Genomic DNA, 18,240 nt, shown 5'->3' with positions numbered 1-18,240 from the left:
TTCTCGTCGATTCGCAATGAGCAGAGGTTAACGAGGGGGGCGTCGAAGGGGCGCGTGAGAGAGCCGGCTTGGATCACGAAGAGGGAGGCGTCACGCCGCAGGCCGTCGCGGCGAGATCAAGCTGGCTGGGGAACCTGGATTCGAACCAAGACAAACAGAGTCAGAGTCTGTTGTGCTACCGTTACACCATTCCCCAACGGAATGCCGAGCAGTTTCAACCATTTGGTGGACTGTCTGGCATCGTTTTGCGAACCGGTCCGCGAAGCAGGCCGGCGGCGGCGACGCGTCCTTCTACCCGCATGTCCGCGGCTTTGGCAAGCCGCTGGATGACGGATTTCAACCTGGTTTGCAACGCGTTGGCCCCGGGGCTCGGCCTGCCCGGGTCGGCCGGCTCGCGTTCACGCGGTCTGGACGCCGGATGTCTAAGATTGCGGGCTGAGCTCTGGACGGCGCAGGGGCACTTTCTGCGGTATTTTAAGAGCGGGCCGTTGGGGAGGGGGCGCCAACGGTCATGCCAACACTAGCAAGTAAGAAAGCAGAGGCTCCGCAAGCTTGGCCAGCTGCTGCTGATCCCAATTCTGCGTCGCGAGTACACGGGATACGGGGCCAAGTTGCACTTGGGGCTGAGACGTAGATCGAGATCAGCGACGGCGGAGACTTACAACGGGATCTAGAACGCCGAAAAAAAACGCTCTGTTACAAGCGCAAATGTCACCTAGGCCATACTAGATGCAGTCCGGGTAGCAAATATGCGTTCTACTTGCGGTAAGCTATAAGCTAAGTTACTCTGATCGAAACGTTAGGGGGTAGCCATGAAGAAATTTGTTGTTGCGACTCTCACTGTGATTTTGATGACTGGCCTGCTATGCTCTCCGGGGAGTCCGGCGATCACTTGCGTGATGGCTGACCCGCGTTAGCGAGCCGAGCTTTCTTTTAACCCGGGTGGCCGAGTAGTACCGCGGGGCGGCGTATGATACTTTTCACATTAGTTTCTCTTCTTTTGTTGCTGGCCATATGGGTGGCGTTGCCCCTTTTGCCTGCAATTTTGATCTACCGTCTTTTCCCCAACGCCCCCCTTGCTGCGTCGGGACCTCTTGCCGGTCTGACAATTAATACCGGAGGCGCATTTGCTGCATACTTGATCATCTTTCTGCTTATAAAGTCACAAGTTGATGCGACGAAGAACTATATAGGTAGTGCTATCCGTCCATATTGGGAAATTCGGGGTGAAATCAGTCTGACTGACGAATCCGGCGGAGACATTGACGCGCTAGAGCAAGTACTTAGTCAAATGGATGTCCGAACGCATCCAAATATTCTTGGTCACGACGGGGCGACTTTTAGGTTTAAAGTTCCGGAAGAGAGTGAGGGGCGCCTGCCTAAGATCGTCATCTCTTTCCCAGCTAGTTCTGGCTGGGGCCCCCAGCCGTTGCCGAAGATCGAGCCGCCGCCGTGGTGGGCATTCTGGAGCTTGTTCAAGCGAGACGAGGCAACGATCGATCCTTTCTTCAGAACTATCGATATTGGTAAGGTGACTGTAAAAAAGCTAACTCGCACTGAGACTTCTAATTCGGCGTCAAGCGTAAAAAAAAGGGATAAACTAATCTGATTGCAGAAGGCGCTCATTTGACTCCAAACAAGCTTAGTTGGTTGCTAACCTCAGAGTCTGCCTTCTTCGCTGCATCCAAATCCTTATTTCCTCCTGTTAAATCTCCTTTCTTCAGCTTTGCCAGGCCTCTTCCGTAAAGTGAGTTCGGTCGACCAGGCTGAAGTAGCAGGGCTTGATCATAGTCGAGTATCGCCTTGTCAAGGGCCCCCATTTTGAAAAAGGTAAGTCCTCTGCTGTCGAGCGAATATGGATCGTTCGGCTGCAGATCTAGAGCTCTATTACAGTCGCTCAAAGCAGGCTCTAGTTGCCCGAGAACTGCCTGTGCCCAGCAGCGATTATTCCACCCGATCGGATTATTTGGTTGTAGTTCAATAGCCTTGCTGCAATTCCTGATTGCAAGATCGAGCTTGTTAAGTTTGATGTTGACGCTGCAGCGGCCGAGGAAGGCGTTCGAGTTTGAGCTATCCAGTTGAATTGCTCTGCCGTACTCTTCTAAGGATCTCTCATATTCCTTCTTGCTATTCAAAACGTTTCCTAGTCCCAGGTGGAAATTCGCTTGGTTCGGATCGAGTTCTATTGCACGGCGGCAGTCCGCTTCGGCTTTCTCGTAATTTCCGTTTGCGTTGTAAGCAAAGCAGCGATTGTTAAAGGCGTCAGAAAGCCCCGGCTTGAGCTCAATAGCTTTAGTGTAATCTAAAATGGCTTGGTCGTATTCGCCGATGTTGCTTTTAATCGTCCCCCGGTTGTAGTGCGCAACCGCATTGTTGGGGTCAAGGTCAATTGCTACATTGTAGTCCTTTATTGCGCGGTCGTAGTTTCCCTTTACAGAATAGGCATAACCTCTAAGGAGGTGGGCGCGAACTAGGTCCGGATTAGAATACTCTCCTACATCGATTATCGATGAGCAGCTGGAAATAGCGGCATCGCCGTCAGCCTGCGCGCAGTTAGCCAATTCGTCCGCAGCAGCACTGACTTGTGAGAGTGAAACTGCTAGGAGTGCGGCGGAGGCTAGCCGTCTATTCGCTGGAACCCGCGCCATCGCAGTGCAGCCGCGCAATAATGAAATCGGTTTCCCGTAAGACATCTACCGCGTCCTCCAGGCAATGTTGATCTTCTTCTTTTTATAGTCGAACCTTAGCGAACTAAAAAGTGTCTTTCTCTGTTGCCGGGCGAAGGTGCCCGCACTCCCCACCGCCCGGCGCGGACCGCAGCAGCAGGACGAGGCAGGCACCCAGCCGCTCCGCGATCTCGTCGTCGTCGATCGAGAGCGGGCCGGGATCGTTGAGGATGGCATTCACCAGCGTGCCGAGCACGACCTGGATGCCGAACGCGACCGTCTTGCGCTCCTCCGCGGTCGCCGTCGGCTTGCGCCGGCCGGCGCTGGCGCCGTCAGCCGTCGGGCGGAGCAGCAGCGCCGCGCGTTGCGACAGCGCCTGCGCCAGATCCTTGAAGCCGGTCCAGTTGTTGGACCCGTTTTCGCTGCGAACGAGGGCGGCGCGGAGCACGCCCTTGTGGCGGCGCATCCAGAGGACGGTGCCGCGGACCAGCAGATGACACTGCGCGTCGAGGTCGCCGGCAGGGGCCGCTTCCGATGCCGGCAGCTTCAGGAGCTGCTCCCGACCGTCCTCCAGGGTGAGCGCGAGCAGGGCGTTAAAATAGGCCTCCTTGCTGTCGAAGCGGCTGTAGAAGGCGCCGACGGTGGCTCCGATGTCAGCGCAAAGGTCGCTGATGGACAGCTCCGCGAGGCTGCGCGTGCGCAGCAGTTCGGCGCCGGCAGTCAGCAGCGCCAGCGTCGTCTCGCGGCTGCGCTGCTGCCGCGAGGGCGTGACGCCGGGCAGGTCGACCGCTGAAATTTGGGGGGGCATGAAACTCTCCGTCTGGAATAGTAATCATAATTATGATTATGATCTGAGGCAAGCGGCGCTGCCCTCCAAGGAGTGCGATTGCCGCAACCAGACCAACGCCGCTGTCGCAAGGCCGCCTGGGGCCGCGACGCGAGCGACAGGGGAGGACGAGCCATGAGCGAGCCTGCATTCGGCGGCACGATCGGCAGGACCATCGCGGGCTCAAAGCCGTGGTGGCCGGCGCCGCCGCAGCCCCCTGAGGGCGCGCCGAACATCCTGGTGGTGCTGTTCGATGATGTCGGCTTCTCCGATTTCGGCTCCTACGGCTCGCTGATCCTCACGCCCGCGATCGACGCGCTGGCGGCGCAGGGGCTGCGCTATTCCGGCTTCCACACCACCGCGATGTGCTCGACCACGCGCGCGGCGCTGTTGACCGGCCGCAACCACCATTCGGTCGGCGTCGGCTGCCTCGCCAACTTCGATTCAGGCTATCCCGGCTATCGCGGCAAGATCGCGCGCGAAGCGGGAACGCTCGCCGAGATGCTGCGCGCGCACGCGTATCGCAACTACATGGTCGGCAAATGGCACGTCACGCCGCTGACAGAGAGCGGGGCCACCGGGCCGTTCGACGGCTGGCCGCTCGGCCGCGGCTTCGATCGCTTCTACGGCTTTCTCGACGCCGAGACCGATCAATATGCGCCCGAGCTCGTGCTCGACAACACGCATATCCCGCCGCCAGGCAGCTACGCCGACGGCTATCATTTAACCGCGGACCTCGTCGATCAGGCCATCCGCTTCATCGCCGACCACACCGCCGACCGGCCCGAGCTGCCATGGCTGACCTGGCTCGCGCTCGGCGCCTGCCACGCGCCGCATCAGGCGCCGCGGGACATCATCGAGAGCTACGATGCCGTCTTCGCCCATGGCTGGGATGTCGAGCGCGCCCAGCGTCTGGCGCGGCAGAAGGCGATGGGGCTGGTGCCGGAGACGACGGACCTGCCGCCGCGCAATGACGGCGTGAAGGCCTGGGAGGCGCATTCCCTGGACGAGCGACGCGTCTTCACCCGGCTGCAATCGGCGTTTGCCGGCATGCTCGACCATGCCGACCGGCACCTGGCCCGGTTGCTCGCCTTCCTCGACAAGACGGGTCAGCGCGACAACACGCTGGTCATCGTGATGTCCGACAATGGCGCCAGCCAGGAGGGCGGGCCGCTCGGCTTCGTCAATGCGATGGGGCCGTTCAACTTCAAGCCGGAGCCGATCGCCGAGAAGCTCGCACGGATCGACGACATCGGCGGCCCCGATACACACTCGAACTTTCCGCATGGCTGGGCGATGGCGTCGAACACGCCGCTCAAGCGCTACAAGCAGAACACCCATGGCGGCGGCATCCGCGATCCCTTCATCCTGTCGTGGCCGAAGCGGATCGCCGCGCGTGGCGAGCTCCGCCATCAATTCGTCCATGCCTGCGATCTCGTACCGACCTTGCTCGACCTGATCGGCATCGCTGCGCCGGCGGTGATCGCCGGCGTGCCGCAGATGCCGCTGGAGGGCGTGAGCTTCGCGTCCTCTATCCGGGATGCGCATGCGCCGTCGAAGCCGGTGCCGCAATATTTCGAGATGTTCGGCCATCGCGGGCTCTGGCATGACGGCTGGAAGGCGGTCGCGTTTCATCCCACCGGCACGCCGTTCGACAACGACAAATGGGAGCTGTTTCACCTTGCGCAGGATTTCTCCGAGACGCATGATCTCGCCGCCGCCGAGCCGGAGCGGCTCGCGGCACTGGTGAAGCTGTGGTGGGAGCAGGCGGAGGCGCACCAGGTGCTGCCGCTCGACGACCGCTTAGGCCCGCGCTTTGCCGAGAACGCCGCGCGCGTCCATGGCGCGCGCACGCGCTTCACCTTCCATGCCGGCATGGGCCATGTGCCGACCGACGTCGCGCCCGACGTGCGCAGTCGTGACTACCTGATCGAGGCGCATGTCGAGACCGAGGAGGGTGCGAGCGGCGTGCTGATCGCCCATGGCGACGCCACCTCGGGCTACAGCCTCTACCTCAAGGACGGCCATCTCGTGCACGATCTCAACATCGGCGGCCGCCATGAGATCGTCCGCTCGACACGCCCAGTGCCGGCCGGCGCACATCGCCTCGGCCTGTGCGTCGAGCGTCTTCGGCGGCAGACCGAGCCGGCCAAGGGCGCGCGCACCGGCATCAGCCAGTACACCTTGCTGATCGACGGCGAGGAGGCCGGCGCGCTGACCACCCAGCTCGCCTTCCACACCCTGATCTCCTGGTCGGGTCTCGACATCGGCCATGACCGCGGTAGCCCGGTCTCGGACTACACCGCCCCGTTTGCCTTCACCGGCCGGCTTTCGCACGTGACGGTAACGATGCAGAACGAGCAGAGTTTGGATGGCGAGAGCGTCGGCAATGCCGAGATGGCGCGGCAGTAGAGCAGGGCGCGAAGCGGCGGTTACTCCGCCGCTTCCTTCACTGGCCCTGCGGCCGCGGTCTCCGGCTCGTGCTCGATATGCGCGCGGCCCCAGCGTGAGAAGGCGTTGTTGACCTTGTCGAGGTAGAGATAGATCACCGGCGTCGTGAACAAGGTCAGCATCTGGCTGACGATCAGGCCGCCGACCATGGCGTAGCCGAGCGGCTGGCGGATTTCCGAGCCGGTGCCGTTGCCGAGCATCAAGGGCACGCCGCCGAGCAGGGCGGCCATCGTGGTCATCATGATCGGACGGAAGCGGAGCAGGGCGGCCTGGCGGATCGATTGCTCCGGCGGCAGATGCTGGTCGCGCTCGGCGGCGATGGCGAAGTCGACCATCATGATGCCGTTCTTCTTCACGATGCCGATCAGCAGGATGACGCCGATGAGAGCGATGAGGCTGAAGTCGTAGCCGAACGCCATCAGGATCGCGAGCGCGCCGACGCCGGCCGAGGGGAGCGTCGAGAGAATCGTGATTGGGTGGATGTAGCTCTCGTAGAGGATGCCGAGGATCAGATAGACCACGACGAGCGCCGCGAGGATCAGGAGCGGCACGGTCGACAGCGACTGCTGGAACGCCTGCGCGGTGCCCTGGAAGCTCGAGTTCAAGGTCGATGGCGCGCCCATCTCGACCATGGCGCGCTGGACCGCGTCGGTGGCCTGGCCGAGCGCGACGCCCTGGGCAAGGTTGAAGCTGATCGTGATCGAAGGGAACTGGCCCTGGTGGCTGATCGACAGTGGCTTGACCGGCACAGTGGTCCAGTTGGCGAAGGTCGACAGCGGCACCTGGTCGCCGGTCGTCGGCGACTTCACATAGAGCTTGTTCAGCGTGTCGAGGTTGCCCTGCAGCTCCGGGAGGATCTCCAGGATCACGCGATAGGAGTTGAGCTGGGTGAAGTATTGCGCGACCTGGCGCTGGCCGAACGCGTCATACAGCGTGTCGTCGATCAGCTGCGGCGAGATGCCGTAGCGCGAGGCGGTATCACGGTTGATGACGAGCTGCACGGTGGTGCCGTCGGCCTGCTGGTCGGTGGCCACGTCGCGCAGCTGCGGCAGCGAGCGCATCTTCTCCAGGATCTTCGGCGCCCACTCGTTGAGCTCGGACAGGTTCGGATCCTGCAAGGTGAACTCGAACTGGGTGCGCGACGGCCGGCCGCCGAGCCGGATGTCCTGCGCCGCCTGCATGTAGAGGCGGGCGCCTTCGACCTTCTCGAGCTGCGGCCGGAGACGGGCGATGATCTGCTGCGCGGTGGCGTCGCGCTCCTCACGCGGCTTCAAGGTGATGAACATGTTGCCGTTGTTGCCGGCGCGGCCGGAGCCGCCGATGTTCATCGCAATGCTGGCGACGTCGTGATCGGCCATCACGATCTTGGCGAGCGCCTCCTGGCGCGACTGCATCGCCTTGAACGAGATGTCCTGCGAGGCTTCCGAGGTCGCCGTGATCAGACCGACGTCCTGCTGTGGGAAGAAGCCCTTCGGGATCAGGATGAACAAATAGACCGACAGCCCGAGCGTGGCGAAGAACACCATCAACGTGACGAAGCGCCAGCGCAGCGCGAGGTCGAGGCCCTTCTCATAGGCCCGCAGCATCGCGTCGAATGCCGCCTCGCTCCACTGATAGAACTTGCCGTGTTGCGTGGCGTGCTCGTTGCGCAGGAAGCGCGAGGCCATCATGGGTGTCAGGGTCAGCGACACGAACATCGAGACGAAGATGGTCATCGCCAGCACGACCGCGAATTCGCGGAACAGGCGGCCGATGATGCCGCCCATCAGCAAGAGCGGAATCAGCACCGCGACCAGCGAGATCGAGATCGAGACGATGGTGAAGCCGATCTCCTTGGCGCCCTTGTAGGCGGCGGCCATCGGCGACTCGCCTTCCTCGACATAGCGCGAGATGTTCTCGAGCATGACGATGGCATCGTCGACCACGAAGCCGACCGCGATGGTCAGCGCCATCAGCGACAGATTGTCGAGCGTGTAGCCGACGCCCCACATCATGGCGCAGGCCCCCAGCAGCGCCAGCGGCACCGTGATGGTCGGGATCACCGTCGCCCAGAAGCTGCGCAGGAAGATGAAGATCACCATCACCACCAGGAAAATGGTGAGGATGAGCGTGAACTGGACGTCCTCGACGGCGGCTCGGATGGTCGTGGTGCGGTCGGAGATGACGTCGATCTTGATCGCCGGCGGGATCGCCGCGACGAGCCGCGGCAGCAGCCCCTTGATGCGGTCGACGGTCTCGATGACGTTGGCGCCGGGCTGCTTGAAGATCACCAGGAACACGCCGCGCGTGCCGTTGGCCCAGGCGGCCTGCTTGGCGTCCTCGGCCGCCGACACCGCCTTGCCGATGTCGCGGATGCGCAGGGGACCGCCATTGCGGTAGGCGATGATGACGTCGTTCCAGTCCTTGGCGTCGGTCAGCTGGTCGTTGGCGTAGATCGTGTAGGCGCGCCGCTCGCCGTCGATATTGCCCTTGGGAGCATCGACCGTGGTGATGGCGATCTGGCTGCGCACGTCCTCCATCGACAGACCCTTGGCGACGAGCTTGGCCGGGTCGATCTGGATGCGGATGGACGGCTTCTGCTGGCCGCCGATGATGACCTGGGCGACGCCCGAGATCTGGCTGATCTGCTGGGCGAGGCCGGCGTCGACGGCGTCGCTGACCGAGGTCAGCGGCAAGGTCTCGGAGGTGGCGGATAGCAGCAGGATCGGGGAGTCAGCCGGGTTGACCTTGCGATAGGTAGGCGGCGACGGCAGGTTCTTCGGCAGCTGGCCGGAGGCGGCGTTGATCGCGCCCTGGACGTCGTTGGCGGCGCCGTCGATGTTGCGGTTGAGATCGAACTGGATGGTGATCGCCGCGGTGCCCAGGTAGCTCGTCGAGGTCATCTGGGCGATGCCGGGGATCTGGGCGAACTGCCGCTCCAGCGGCTGGGCGACCGAGGTCGCCATGGTCTCGGGACTGCCGCCGGGCAGGTTGGCCGTCACCTGGATGGTCGGGAAGTCGACCTGGGGCAGCGGCGCCACCGGCAGCAGCGGATAGGCCACCAGACCGATGAAGAGGATGCCCGCCATCAGCAGCGAGGTGCCGATGGGGTATTTGATGAAGGGTGCCGAGATGCCGCCGCCGTTCATTCCTGCCGGACCTTCGCTGCCGCCGGCTCCGTGCTGGCGACCGCGGTGGTCACGAGGGAGCCCGGCTGTACCTTGAATTGACCGCCCGTGATCACCTGCTGGCCGGGGGTCAGACCCTCTTCGATCACCGTGCGGCCATCGATCGAGGCGCCGACCTTGACCTTGCGCAGCTCGGCCTTGTTGTCGGGGCTCACGGTGTACGAATAGAGCCCGCTGGTGGAATGCTGGACAGCGTCGTCAGGAACCACCGTGGCATCCTTCAGCGTCCGCACCAGCAGACGCGTCGAGACCGACTGGCCCGGCCACAGCACGTGGTCCTTGTTGTCGAACACCGCCTTCAGCCGGATCGTTCCACTGGACGTGTCGACCTGGTTGTTCACGACCATCAGCTTGCCTTCGGCGAGCTGCTTCTTGCCGTCGGTTGTGAACGCGATCACCTTCAGCGCTGCGGTCTTCTGCGCCTCGTTGATGTAGGGCAGCTGCTCCTCCGGCGCGGTGAAGATCACCGCGATCGGCTCGATCTGCGCGATCGAGACGATGCCGGTCTGGCTCGACGAATTGACGATGTTGCCGATGTCGACCTGGCGCAGCCCGGCCACGCCGGAAATCGGCGCCTTCACCTGGGTGTAGCCGAGCTGGGTCTGGGCATTGGCGATGGCGGCGTCGTCGGCGGCGATCTGCGCCGTCAGCTGCGCGACGGTGGAGCGCTGTGTGTCCTGCTGCTGCCGGGTCGCGAACTCGCCGAGCTTGGTGGTGCGCTGCAGATCGAGGTTGGCGTTGTTGAGATTGGCTTCGTCCTGGGCCTTCTTGGCCTTGGCCTGGTCGAGGGCGGCCTGGAACGGTCGCGGATCGATCTCGACCAGGAGGTCGCCCTCGTTCACGAGCTGGCCTTCGGTAAAGGCGATCTTGTCGATCTGGCCATCGACGCGGGTGCGGACCTGGACGGTATTGAAGCCCTGCACGGTGCCGAGGCCGGTGAGGAAGACCGGGAAGTCCGTCTTCTCGACCGGGACGGTCGATACTCGAACCGCCGGCGGCCGAGACGATTTCTGCGCGGCGGTCTTCTTCGCTGCGTCAGCATCCTGATAACGCTGCCAGCCGTAATAGCCGGCGCCGCCGAGGGCCGCGAGCAGCAGGATCCATGTGATGGTTCGTGATGTCTTCATGCTGGCCCACATGCTGAGACGGACAGGATAACGGGTCTTTAAAGCCATTCCCAGCGGCCCAGATATAGTACGCACGCAATTAATGTGTAAACACACGAGAGCTTGGCCGAACCTAAACAATTGGCAAGCTTCGCAGTGCGATCACAAGTCTTCACGGGAGGTCACGGCCATGTCGCTGGACGACAGACGTCAGCTGATCGCGCAGCTTGTCGAAAGCTCGCGCATTCTCCGCAACTATATTGATCATCGTGCCAAGCAGCGCGGCACGACGCGCGCGCAATGGGTGGTGTTGTTTCGGCTCCGCGCGCAGGAAGGGTTGTCGCAGGTCGATCTCGCCGATGTGCTGGAACTGCAGCCGATATCGCTGGTGCGTTTGCTTGACCGGCTCGTCGAGCAGGGATTGCTGGAGCGCCGGCATGATCCGAGGGATCGCCGCGCGAATCGGCTCTACCTCACTGCGGCCGGCCGCGAGCTCGCCGACAGCCTCGACGAGGTGCGCGACGCGGTCGTCGCCGACGTGCTGCACGACATCCCGGACGCCGCAGTGACCTCCTGCCTCGCCACGCTGCGCGAGCTGAAGGAGCGCATCAAGACGTTGTCCGAAACTAAGACCGGCATCGCGATCAAATCGCCGGGCTCGCTCGGATAGGCGTTCTTCCGATCCAGAGTTGCGTTTCCTGGATGAGACATCCTGAGTGCGAAAAACCGGAGAGTCGATCGCTCGGGTTCGAGCGATAGGCCGCCGTCGCTTGTTTCCGATCCGTGATGGCCGCAAGGCTGACCGCCGCGCCGTCGGTTGACGTATTGTCGCCGTCTTGTCGCGCCCGATGAGAGCTGATTAGAAGCGGTTGATGTCGGCGGCTCGATGAAGCGGCCGGGCAAGCGCGGTTTCAACCAGAGCAGGGCAGCGTCGGCCGGTGTGGCGACGACCCGCCGTGCGACCACATAACATGGGAAGCTTTCGATGGAAGAACTGAACGGCAAGATGCTCGCGTGCCAGATCCTGGTCACCGGCCTGATCGCGCGCGTCGCCAACGAGCAGCGCGATCCCTTGCGCTTCCTCACCGATTTTCGCGATGAGATCAGGGCGGTCGTCAACGGCGTGCGCATTGCGGGCGTCGACAATTCGGATCGCGTGCGGGCGGTCGCGGTGCAGACCGTGGACGAGCTGTTCTCGCTGATGAAGCCGCCGAGCAGCGACGAGCCGGCCGGCCCGGCGAGCTGAGATGTGAGGCGTCTCGACAACAGCGCGTGCCCAATCGCGCTGTTTAGAACGATTTCAAGTTCCGCATCGTTATTAGTTGAGCGTTTTTAGAATTGTTTTGATCTGGAACTATTCAAGGCCAAATTAGGGCTCCTCAAATTGACCCCCTGAAACACGCCCGATACCAACAGACATCGTCGCACTGCGAATGATCCGCGGTCGCGATGTGAAATGAAAAATCTGGGGCGCGTGAAATTCAAATGGGACAGGTGAGAGCACCGCGTTCGCTGCGCGAGGGCGCAGCGATGAAGTTTGCCGGGAAGTTCAATGACGGACGGGGCGAGGGGCCGTTCGTCACCAAAGTATCGGCGGTCGCCGGGTTGATGGCGGTGGCATCGGTGTCGTCGGTGGAGGCGCAACCCGCCTCCGATCTGCCGCCGGTCAATGTCGATGCCCCGGTCGCGCGCGCCAAGCCGACGTCGTCCAAGCCGAGTGCCGAGCAGGTTCGCACGCGCAATGCCCTGCGCCGCGCCGCCCGCACGCAGGGGGCGCAGCAGGCCGCGGTGGCGTTCCCGAACGCCGGCGGGCTTTCCGCGCCCGATGCCAACCCCTATGCGGATGCTGCCGAGCCCTACAAGGTCAACCGCGTCCAGGCCTCGGGCAAGTTTCCGGAGCCGCTGCTGAACACGCCGAAGACGATCACCGTCATGAGCAAGGAGGTGCTGCAGGACAAGCACGTCACGGCGCTCAAGGAGATCGGCCGCTCGACCGCCGGCGTGACGCTGGGCTCGGGCGAGGGCGGCAACGCGTTCGGCGACCGCTTCTTCATCCGCGGTTTCGATGCCCGCAACGACGTCTTCATCGACGGCATCCGCGATCCCGCGGTGTCGATCAGGGAGAACTTCTTCACCGAGCAGATCGAGATCCTGCGCGGCCCGGCGTCGTCCTATGCGGGGCGCGGCACCGCCGGCGGCGCCATCAACATCGTCACCAAGCAGGCGGGCGACACCAACTTCAAGCGCATGGATACCGAGTTCGGCACCGACCAGCAGAAGCGGGTCACGCTCGACGTCAACCAGGTGATCTCGCCGACGGTCTCGGTGCGCAGCGGCGGCGTGTTCCAGGATTCCAACGTCGCGGGACGCAACTTCGTCACCGACGATCGCTGGGGCGCGTTCCTCTCGACCAAGTGGACGCCGACCGAGGATCTCAAGTTCACCACGAACTACGTCCACACCGATCTCTCCGGCTATCCGGATTTCGGTGTGCCCTACTACAAGCAGGGCAACGTTCCGGTGACCTCGGCCGGCATTCCGCGCAACACCTGGTACGGCTTCCTAAACCGTGACTTCCAGGCCGCGCGCCAGGATTTCGGCACCGCCACGGCCGAGTATAAGGTCAACGAGGCGATCACGCTGACCAGCAAGTTCCGCGGCGAGCATTCCGAGCTGAACTACATCGGCACGCTGCCGCAGAACCCGATTACGACCAGCCCGAATCCACTGCTCTGGACCACAACGGCGAGCACGCAGAGCCGCTTTCAGACCGTCGACGTCTGGGCCAACCAGAACGACGCCACCTTCAAGCTCGATACCTGGGGCGTGAAGCACACCGCGGTGGTGGGCACGGAGTTTTCCAACGAGAACATCTCGATCGACCGTTACACCGGTCTGGCGGCGGAGCTGTTCGGCGCCGGCTCGACGAGTACCTCCGCGGTCACCGGCGTCAATCTCTACTCGCCGCAGTACACCTACAGGCAGTACACGACGCTGCCGTCGCTGACGGGCAATCCGACGCGCTACGGCGTCAACACCAACAGTGTCTACGTGATGGACACTGCCAATTGGCGGGACATCATCATCCTGAATGGCGGCGTACGTTACGACGGCTACAACATGAGCTCGTCGACCAACTCGCCGAAATACCTCAAGATGAATGCCGACCTGGTCAACTACAATGTCGGACTTGTCTACAAGCCGATGCCGATCGGCAGCATTTATGCAGCCTATGCGACCTCGGCCAATCCGTTCGGCTCCGAGCTCGATGCTACCGCCACCGATTACGGCGGCGTGCCCGCCAACACCGCGGTGCTGCTCGGGCCGGAGCGCAACAAGGCCGCCGAGCTTGGCACCAAATGGGAGCTGGTCGATCGCCACCTCCTGGTGTCCGGTGCGCTGTTCCAGACCACCAAGGACAATGCGCGCGAGACGGTCAACAGCGTCCTCACCTCGGGCGCGGCCTATCGCATCCAGGGCATCGACATCGAGGCGGAAGGCAAGCTCACCGACCGCTGGAGCATCTTCGGCGGCCTGGTGCTGATGCAGTCCAAGGTGACGCAGAGCGGCATCCCCTCGAACGTCGGCCTGCAGCTCGCCAACATCGCGCATCAGTCCTTCAGCATGCTGTCGAAGTACAAGTTCGACAATGGCTGGGAGATCGGCGGCCAGGCGGTGTACCGCTCCAAGGTCTATGGCGGCACCTTCGCGGCCAACACCGGCAACGAGCTGCCGGCGTACTGGCGCTTCGATGCGTTTGTCGAGAAGAAGATCGACAAGAACTGGACGATGAAGCTGTACGCGCAGAACCTGACCAACAAGCTTTACTACGACACGCTGTATCGGAGCGCGGTGCCGTTCGTCGCCGTCGCCCCGGGGCGCGCCTTCTACATCGTCACCACTGCGAAGTTCTGATCATGCTGATCTGCATCCCGGACGTTCTGTCCAAAGACGAGGTCGCCGACTTCCGCCGCATCATGGATGCGGCGGGGTGGGAGGACGGCCGCTCGACGGCCGGGGCGCAGTCGGCCATGGTCAAGCGCAACGAGCAGTTGCCGCCGGACGGCGAGGCGGCGCGGGTGCTGGGCCAGCGCATCATCAGTGCGTTGACGAAGAATCCGCGCTTCCTATCGGCGGCGATCCCGCTGCAGATCTTTCCGCCTCTGTTCAACCGCTACACGGCGTCGCGCGGCGACCATTTCGGCATCCATGTCGACAACGCCGTGCGCGGCGATCCGTTGACAGGGCTTCGCATCCGCACCGACCTCTCGATGACGCTGTTCCTGGCCGAGCCCGACACCTATGACGGTGGCGAGCTTGTGATCGAGGACACCTACGGATCGCACGAAGTCAAGTTGCCCGCAGGGCATGCGGTGCTGTATCCGTCATCGAGCCTTCACATGGTCACGCCGGTGACGAGAGGCGCCCGGGTCGCCTCTTTTTTCTGGATGCAGAGCATGATACGGGATGCTCATGTCCGGAGCATGATCTTCGATCTGGACACGGCGATCCAGAGCTTGGCGGAACGCCTCGGGAGGGACGATCCCGATGCGGTCAAGCTGACCGGCATCTATCACAATCTGATCCGGCAATGGGCCGAGGTTTAGTGGGCCGAGATATGATGACATCGTTCCTCGCTAGGTTTGCAATCGTCCTGTCATTTTTGACCATTTCAGCCGTTAACCCAGCGGGCGCGCAGCAGGTCGGTCAGCCGGCGCCGGCCGCGCCAGTGATCTCGACAGAAGTGTCGGCGCAGCCCGCCGCAAACCAGCCGGCGGCAGGGCAGGCCTCGCCCATCTCGACGGCGCCGGCGAGTGCCGAGAGCGGCGCTGCACGCGCTGGCAAGGCAGTTGCCACCGGGCTCGACGAGCTGTCACCGCTGGGCATGTTCCTCAAGGCCGACATGATCGTCAAAGCGGTCATGATCGCGCTGGCGCTGGCCTCGGTCGCGAGCTGGACGATCCTGATTGCCAAGAGCATCGAGTTCTCGGTGCTGCGTGGTCGCCTCACGGCCGCGCTGCGCAAGCTGACCGCTGCGAAGTCGCTCGCCGAGGCGCAGCTCGCGCTCGGGCAAGGCAACAGCGCGAAGAACGTCGCGTCGACGCTGCTGCATGCCGCGATCTCTGAGGCGCGGCTGTCGGCCGGGCTCAACAGCGACGAAGGCATCAAGGAGCGCGCGGCCTCGAGCTTCACCGAGATCGTGCGCGCCGAGGCGCGGCGCGTACGCGTCGGCATGGGCCTGCTCGCCACCGTCGGCGCGATCTCGCCCTTCGTCGGCCTGTTCGGCACCGTCTGGGGCATCATGAACAGCTTCATCGGCATCTCCAAATCGCAGACCACCAATCTCGCCGTGGTCGCGCCGGGCATCGCCGAAGCGCTGCTGGCGACCGCGATCGGCCTGGCCGCCGCGATCCCCGCGGTCATCATCTACAATCACTTCTCGCGCGTCACGAAGGGCTATCTTGAGCTCGTCAACCGTGCCTCGGGCGCCACCGGGCGGCTGCTGTCGCGCGATCTCGATCGCAGCCACATCAGCGTCCATGCGCGCGCGGCGGAGTAGCAGGCGATGGCCGTCTCGCTCTCCGAAGGTGATCTCGACGCCGATTTCGACGAGACCCACGACATCAACGTGACGCCGTTCATCGACGTCATCCTGGTGCTGCTGATCATCTTCATGGTGGCCGCGCCGCTGTCGACCGTCGACCTGCCGATCGACCTGCCGTCGTCGAGCGCGACGCCGCAGAAGAAGCCGGACAAGCCGACCTACGTCTCGATCAAGCCGGACCTGTCGCTTGCGATCGGCGAAAACCTGGTGAAGCGCGTCGATCTGGTGCGCGACCTCGACGCCATGACCGATCAGCCGAAGGACCGGCCGATCTTCCTGCGCGCCGACAAGCTGGTGCCCTATGGCGAGCTGATGGGGGTGCTGGAGCTGCTGCGCGTCGGCGGCTACACCAAGATCAAGCTTGTTGCGCTGGAAGCGCCGTCTGCCGCGGCCGCCCAGGGATCTGCCGCGGCGCCGGCAGCCCAGCCCGCGCAGCCGTGAGGGAGCGCTGCCTACCATGAGCGACCTCGATCACGGTCACGCCTCTTCGCGACGCCTCTGGTTGCTGGCCATTCTCGGCGCGCTGCTGCTGCATGTCGGCGGCGCAGCGCTGGCGCTGACGCATCTCAAGGATGACGAGGAGACCGGTGGCCTCGGCGCGGCCGGTGCCGAAGTCATCGACATCGAGATGGGCTCGCCCAAGGTCGACAATGATGAGGTGCCGGTCGGGCAGGACTCGGTGGCCCAGGCGGCCGCTCCGCAGATGCAGGAGCAGAAGGCCGAGGTCGAGCAGACCGATCTACAGAAGGATGTCCCGACCACGACGGAAGAGGCCGACCGTGAGGTCACGACCTCGGATGTGAAGAAGCCGACCGAAGAGCAGAAGGTCGCGACCGTCCAGACCCAGGCCTCAGAGGCGCAGGAGGCCTCCGAGGACAGTGCGCGCAAGGCGCTGGACGAGAAGACGCCCGAAGCCGAGAAAACCAAGGCGCCGAACGCCGGCATCGGCAAGGACGTGGAGCGGCTGACGGCCAATTGGGGCCGCAAGATCAGCGCCTATTTCGAGCTGCACAAAAAGTATCCTGCTGGAAAGAAGGTCGCCGCCCAGCTCAAGCTGGCGCTCGTCCTCAACCGGCTCGGCCGCATCGTCTCGGTCGACGTCAAGGAAACCTCGGGCGATCCGGACTTCGATCAGGCCGCGGTCAACATGGTGCGCCGTTCGGATCCGGTGCCGAAGCCTCCGGCGGGGCTCACCGAGGACGAGTTCTCCTTCGTCCTGCCGGTCAAGTTCAACCCGCCGAAATGAGCGGGTGAGGTCCGTCAGGCCTCACTGCAAGTACAGCCGGATCCCGACATAGACCACGCAGAGCGCCGCGAAGATCAGCGCCACCGGCAGCTTGCGCGGCGCGGTGGTGCCGCCTTGCGCAGCCTTCGGCTTCGGCGGCAGCTTGCGGAAGGCGGTGACGTTGCCGGTGACCGGCTCGGCCTTCACCGGCTTGACCTCGGGCGGCGCGCCGCCGCCGCCCATCTCGGCGTAATAGGCCTTGTACATCTCGCGGATGGTGGCCTCGGTCGCATCGTGCTCCGTCATGTCGGTGAGCCGGGTCTTGTAGCTCGCCAGGAACTCCTGCGCGGCCGGCGGCAGCCCGGAGGCGCCGTTCAGCTTGGCGATCATCTTCCATGTCGCGAAATCGGCACGGGCGCGCGTATCGGCGCGGCGCGCGATCATCATGTCAGCGGCTTTGACCAAGAGTGCCTCGGAGCTCGTTTACCGTCCCTGATGCGAGAGACTTAGGTGTTACCCGTCAATAACAGAAGCAGTTGCTTGAGAGAATCGGTCGTGGCGCGGAGCAGCCCCGACACAAAATCAAGATTAAGACCGAACTGGGAACCCGCCAGGGGCAGCAGGATCAAAAATCCGATCAGAATCAGCATGCCGTAGGGCTCGAGCCGGGCAAAAGGCCGCGCCAGCACTGATGGCAGCAGGCCGACGGCGACCCGGCCGCCATCGAGCGGCGGTATCGGGAGCATGTTGAATACCGCCAGCAGGATGTTGAAGGAAAAGGCATTGAGCAGATTGTGAGCAACCCACTGCGCGCTCCCGGCCGGGACGAAGGGCAGGGCATGGAACGCCAGCCCGGCAGCCAGGGCCAGGGCGATGTTGGTCGCCGGGCCCGCCAGTGCCACCATGATCATGCCAACCCGCAGCGGCTGCAGGTTGCGGAAATTGACCGGGACCGGCTTGGCGTAGCCGAACAAAAACGGCGAGCCGGACAGCAGCAGCATGCCCGGCAGCAGGATCGTGCCGAACGGGTCGATGTGCTTGACGGGGTTGAAGCTGACACGGCCCAGTTTGAGCGCCGTGTCGTCGCCGAACCGCCAGGCGACGAAGGCATGGGCGGCCTCATGAAAGGTAATGGCGATGACGATCGGCAGGATCCAGATGGAGATGCCATAGAGCGAGAGGTTCAAGGAGCAG

General features: G+C 63.3%; 15 protein-coding genes and 1 tRNA gene. 9 read left to right on the top strand and 7 right to left on the bottom strand.

The genetic code is table 11. The features are described from left to right. Positions 1–122: 122 nt before the first annotated feature. Positions 123–196 (bottom strand) — tRNA-Gln (locus BRAD285_RS19845). 774 nt (positions 197–970) lie between these two features. Between BRAD285_RS19845 and BRAD285_RS35445 the strand changes: the two genes are divergently transcribed. After that, entirely contained in the window at positions 971–1,609 is a 639-nt protein-coding gene (locus BRAD285_RS35445; RefSeq protein ID WP_006609114.1) for a hypothetical protein, read from the top strand. A 13-nt stretch (positions 1,610–1,622) separates the two neighbouring features. Here BRAD285_RS35445 and BRAD285_RS19840 read toward each other — a convergent pair whose 3' ends face one another. Together BRAD285_RS19840 and BRAD285_RS19835 are read right to left on the bottom strand one after the other, a co-directional pair. Then, a complete protein-coding gene (locus BRAD285_RS19840; protein ID WP_006609113.1) occupies positions 1,623–2,693 on the bottom strand; it encodes a tetratricopeptide repeat protein in 1,071 nt (356 codons plus the stop codon). 58 nt (positions 2,694–2,751) lie between these two features. Further along, positions 2,752–3,474, bottom strand: a complete 723-nt coding sequence (locus BRAD285_RS19835) for a TetR/AcrR family transcriptional regulator (RefSeq protein WP_006609112.1) — start codon at positions 3,472–3,474, stop codon at positions 2,752–2,754. A 153-nt stretch (positions 3,475–3,627) separates the two neighbouring features. Between BRAD285_RS19835 and BRAD285_RS19830 the strand changes: the two genes are divergently transcribed. Beyond that, a complete protein-coding gene (locus tag BRAD285_RS19830; RefSeq protein ID WP_035644254.1) occupies positions 3,628–5,904 on the top strand; it encodes an arylsulfatase in 2,277 nt (758 codons plus the stop codon). 20 nt (positions 5,905–5,924) lie between these two features. Here BRAD285_RS19830 and BRAD285_RS19825 read toward each other — a convergent pair whose 3' ends face one another. Continuing rightward, positions 5,925–9,071 carry a multidrug efflux RND transporter permease subunit gene (locus BRAD285_RS19825; protein ID WP_006609110.1) on the bottom strand — a complete coding sequence of 1,049 codons (3,147 nt, stop codon included), beginning with the start codon at positions 9,069–9,071 and terminating at the stop codon, positions 5,925–5,927. Continuing rightward, complete coding sequence (locus BRAD285_RS19820) at positions 9,068–10,237, bottom strand: efflux RND transporter periplasmic adaptor subunit (protein ID WP_035644303.1); 1,170 nt, start codon at positions 10,235–10,237, stop codon at positions 9,068–9,070. Before BRAD285_RS19820 ends, BRAD285_RS19825 begins: the two co-directional genes overlap by 4 nt. A gap of 169 nt (positions 10,238–10,406) precedes the next feature. Here BRAD285_RS19820 and BRAD285_RS19815 point away from each other — a divergent pair, with 169 nt between their 5' ends. From BRAD285_RS19815 to BRAD285_RS19785, 7 genes are all read left to right on the top strand, one after another. Continuing rightward, the gene (locus BRAD285_RS19815) at positions 10,407–10,886 is read left to right on the top strand and encodes a MarR family winged helix-turn-helix transcriptional regulator (protein WP_006609108.1); all 480 of its coding nucleotides are present in this window, start codon (positions 10,407–10,409) and stop codon (positions 10,884–10,886) included. 315 nt (positions 10,887–11,201) lie between these two features. Continuing rightward, positions 11,202–11,462: a hypothetical protein gene (locus BRAD285_RS19810; protein ID WP_006609107.1), complete on the top strand. Its 261-nt coding sequence runs from the start codon at positions 11,202–11,204 to the stop codon at positions 11,460–11,462. A gap of 239 nt (positions 11,463–11,701) precedes the next feature. Further along, a complete protein-coding gene (locus BRAD285_RS19805; RefSeq protein ID WP_006609106.1) occupies positions 11,702–14,131 on the top strand; it encodes a TonB-dependent siderophore receptor in 2,430 nt (809 codons plus the stop codon). A gap of 2 nt (positions 14,132–14,133) precedes the next feature. Continuing rightward, the gene (locus tag BRAD285_RS19800; RefSeq protein ID WP_006609105.1) at positions 14,134–14,823 is read left to right on the top strand and encodes a Fe2+-dependent dioxygenase; all 690 of its coding nucleotides are present in this window, start codon (positions 14,134–14,136) and stop codon (positions 14,821–14,823) included. A gap of 11 nt (positions 14,824–14,834) precedes the next feature. Continuing rightward, the gene (exbB, locus tag BRAD285_RS19795; protein ID WP_006609104.1) at positions 14,835–15,776 is read left to right on the top strand and encodes a tonB-system energizer ExbB; all 942 of its coding nucleotides are present in this window, start codon (positions 14,835–14,837) and stop codon (positions 15,774–15,776) included. Between the two features lie 6 nt (positions 15,777–15,782). Further along, positions 15,783–16,262 (top strand): TonB system transport protein ExbD, encoded by a 480-nt coding sequence (gene exbD / locus BRAD285_RS19790; protein ID WP_006609103.1) that lies wholly within the window; start codon positions 15,783–15,785, stop codon positions 16,260–16,262. A 16-nt stretch (positions 16,263–16,278) separates the two neighbouring features. After that, positions 16,279–17,067 carry a TonB family protein gene (locus BRAD285_RS19785; protein WP_035644252.1) on the top strand — a complete coding sequence of 263 codons (789 nt, stop codon included), beginning with the start codon at positions 16,279–16,281 and terminating at the stop codon, positions 17,065–17,067. Between the two features lie 21 nt (positions 17,068–17,088). Here BRAD285_RS19785 and BRAD285_RS19780 read toward each other — a convergent pair whose 3' ends face one another. Next, on the bottom strand, positions 17,089–17,493 hold the full coding sequence (locus tag BRAD285_RS19780) for a hypothetical protein (protein WP_006609101.1): 405 nt from the start codon (positions 17,491–17,493) through the stop codon (positions 17,089–17,091). A 59-nt stretch (positions 17,494–17,552) separates the two neighbouring features. Next, the gene (locus BRAD285_RS19775; protein ID WP_006609100.1) at positions 17,553–18,233 is read right to left on the bottom strand and encodes a site-2 protease family protein; all 681 of its coding nucleotides are present in this window, start codon (positions 18,231–18,233) and stop codon (positions 17,553–17,555) included. Positions 18,234–18,240 lie beyond the last annotated feature (7 nt).

Source organism: Bradyrhizobium sp. ORS 285 (assembly GCF_900176205.1).
Lineage (GTDB): Bacteria > Pseudomonadota > Alphaproteobacteria > Rhizobiales > Xanthobacteraceae > Bradyrhizobium.
Note: the sequence above shows the minus strand (reverse complement) of the source record. Positions and strands in the feature narration are given on the sequence as shown.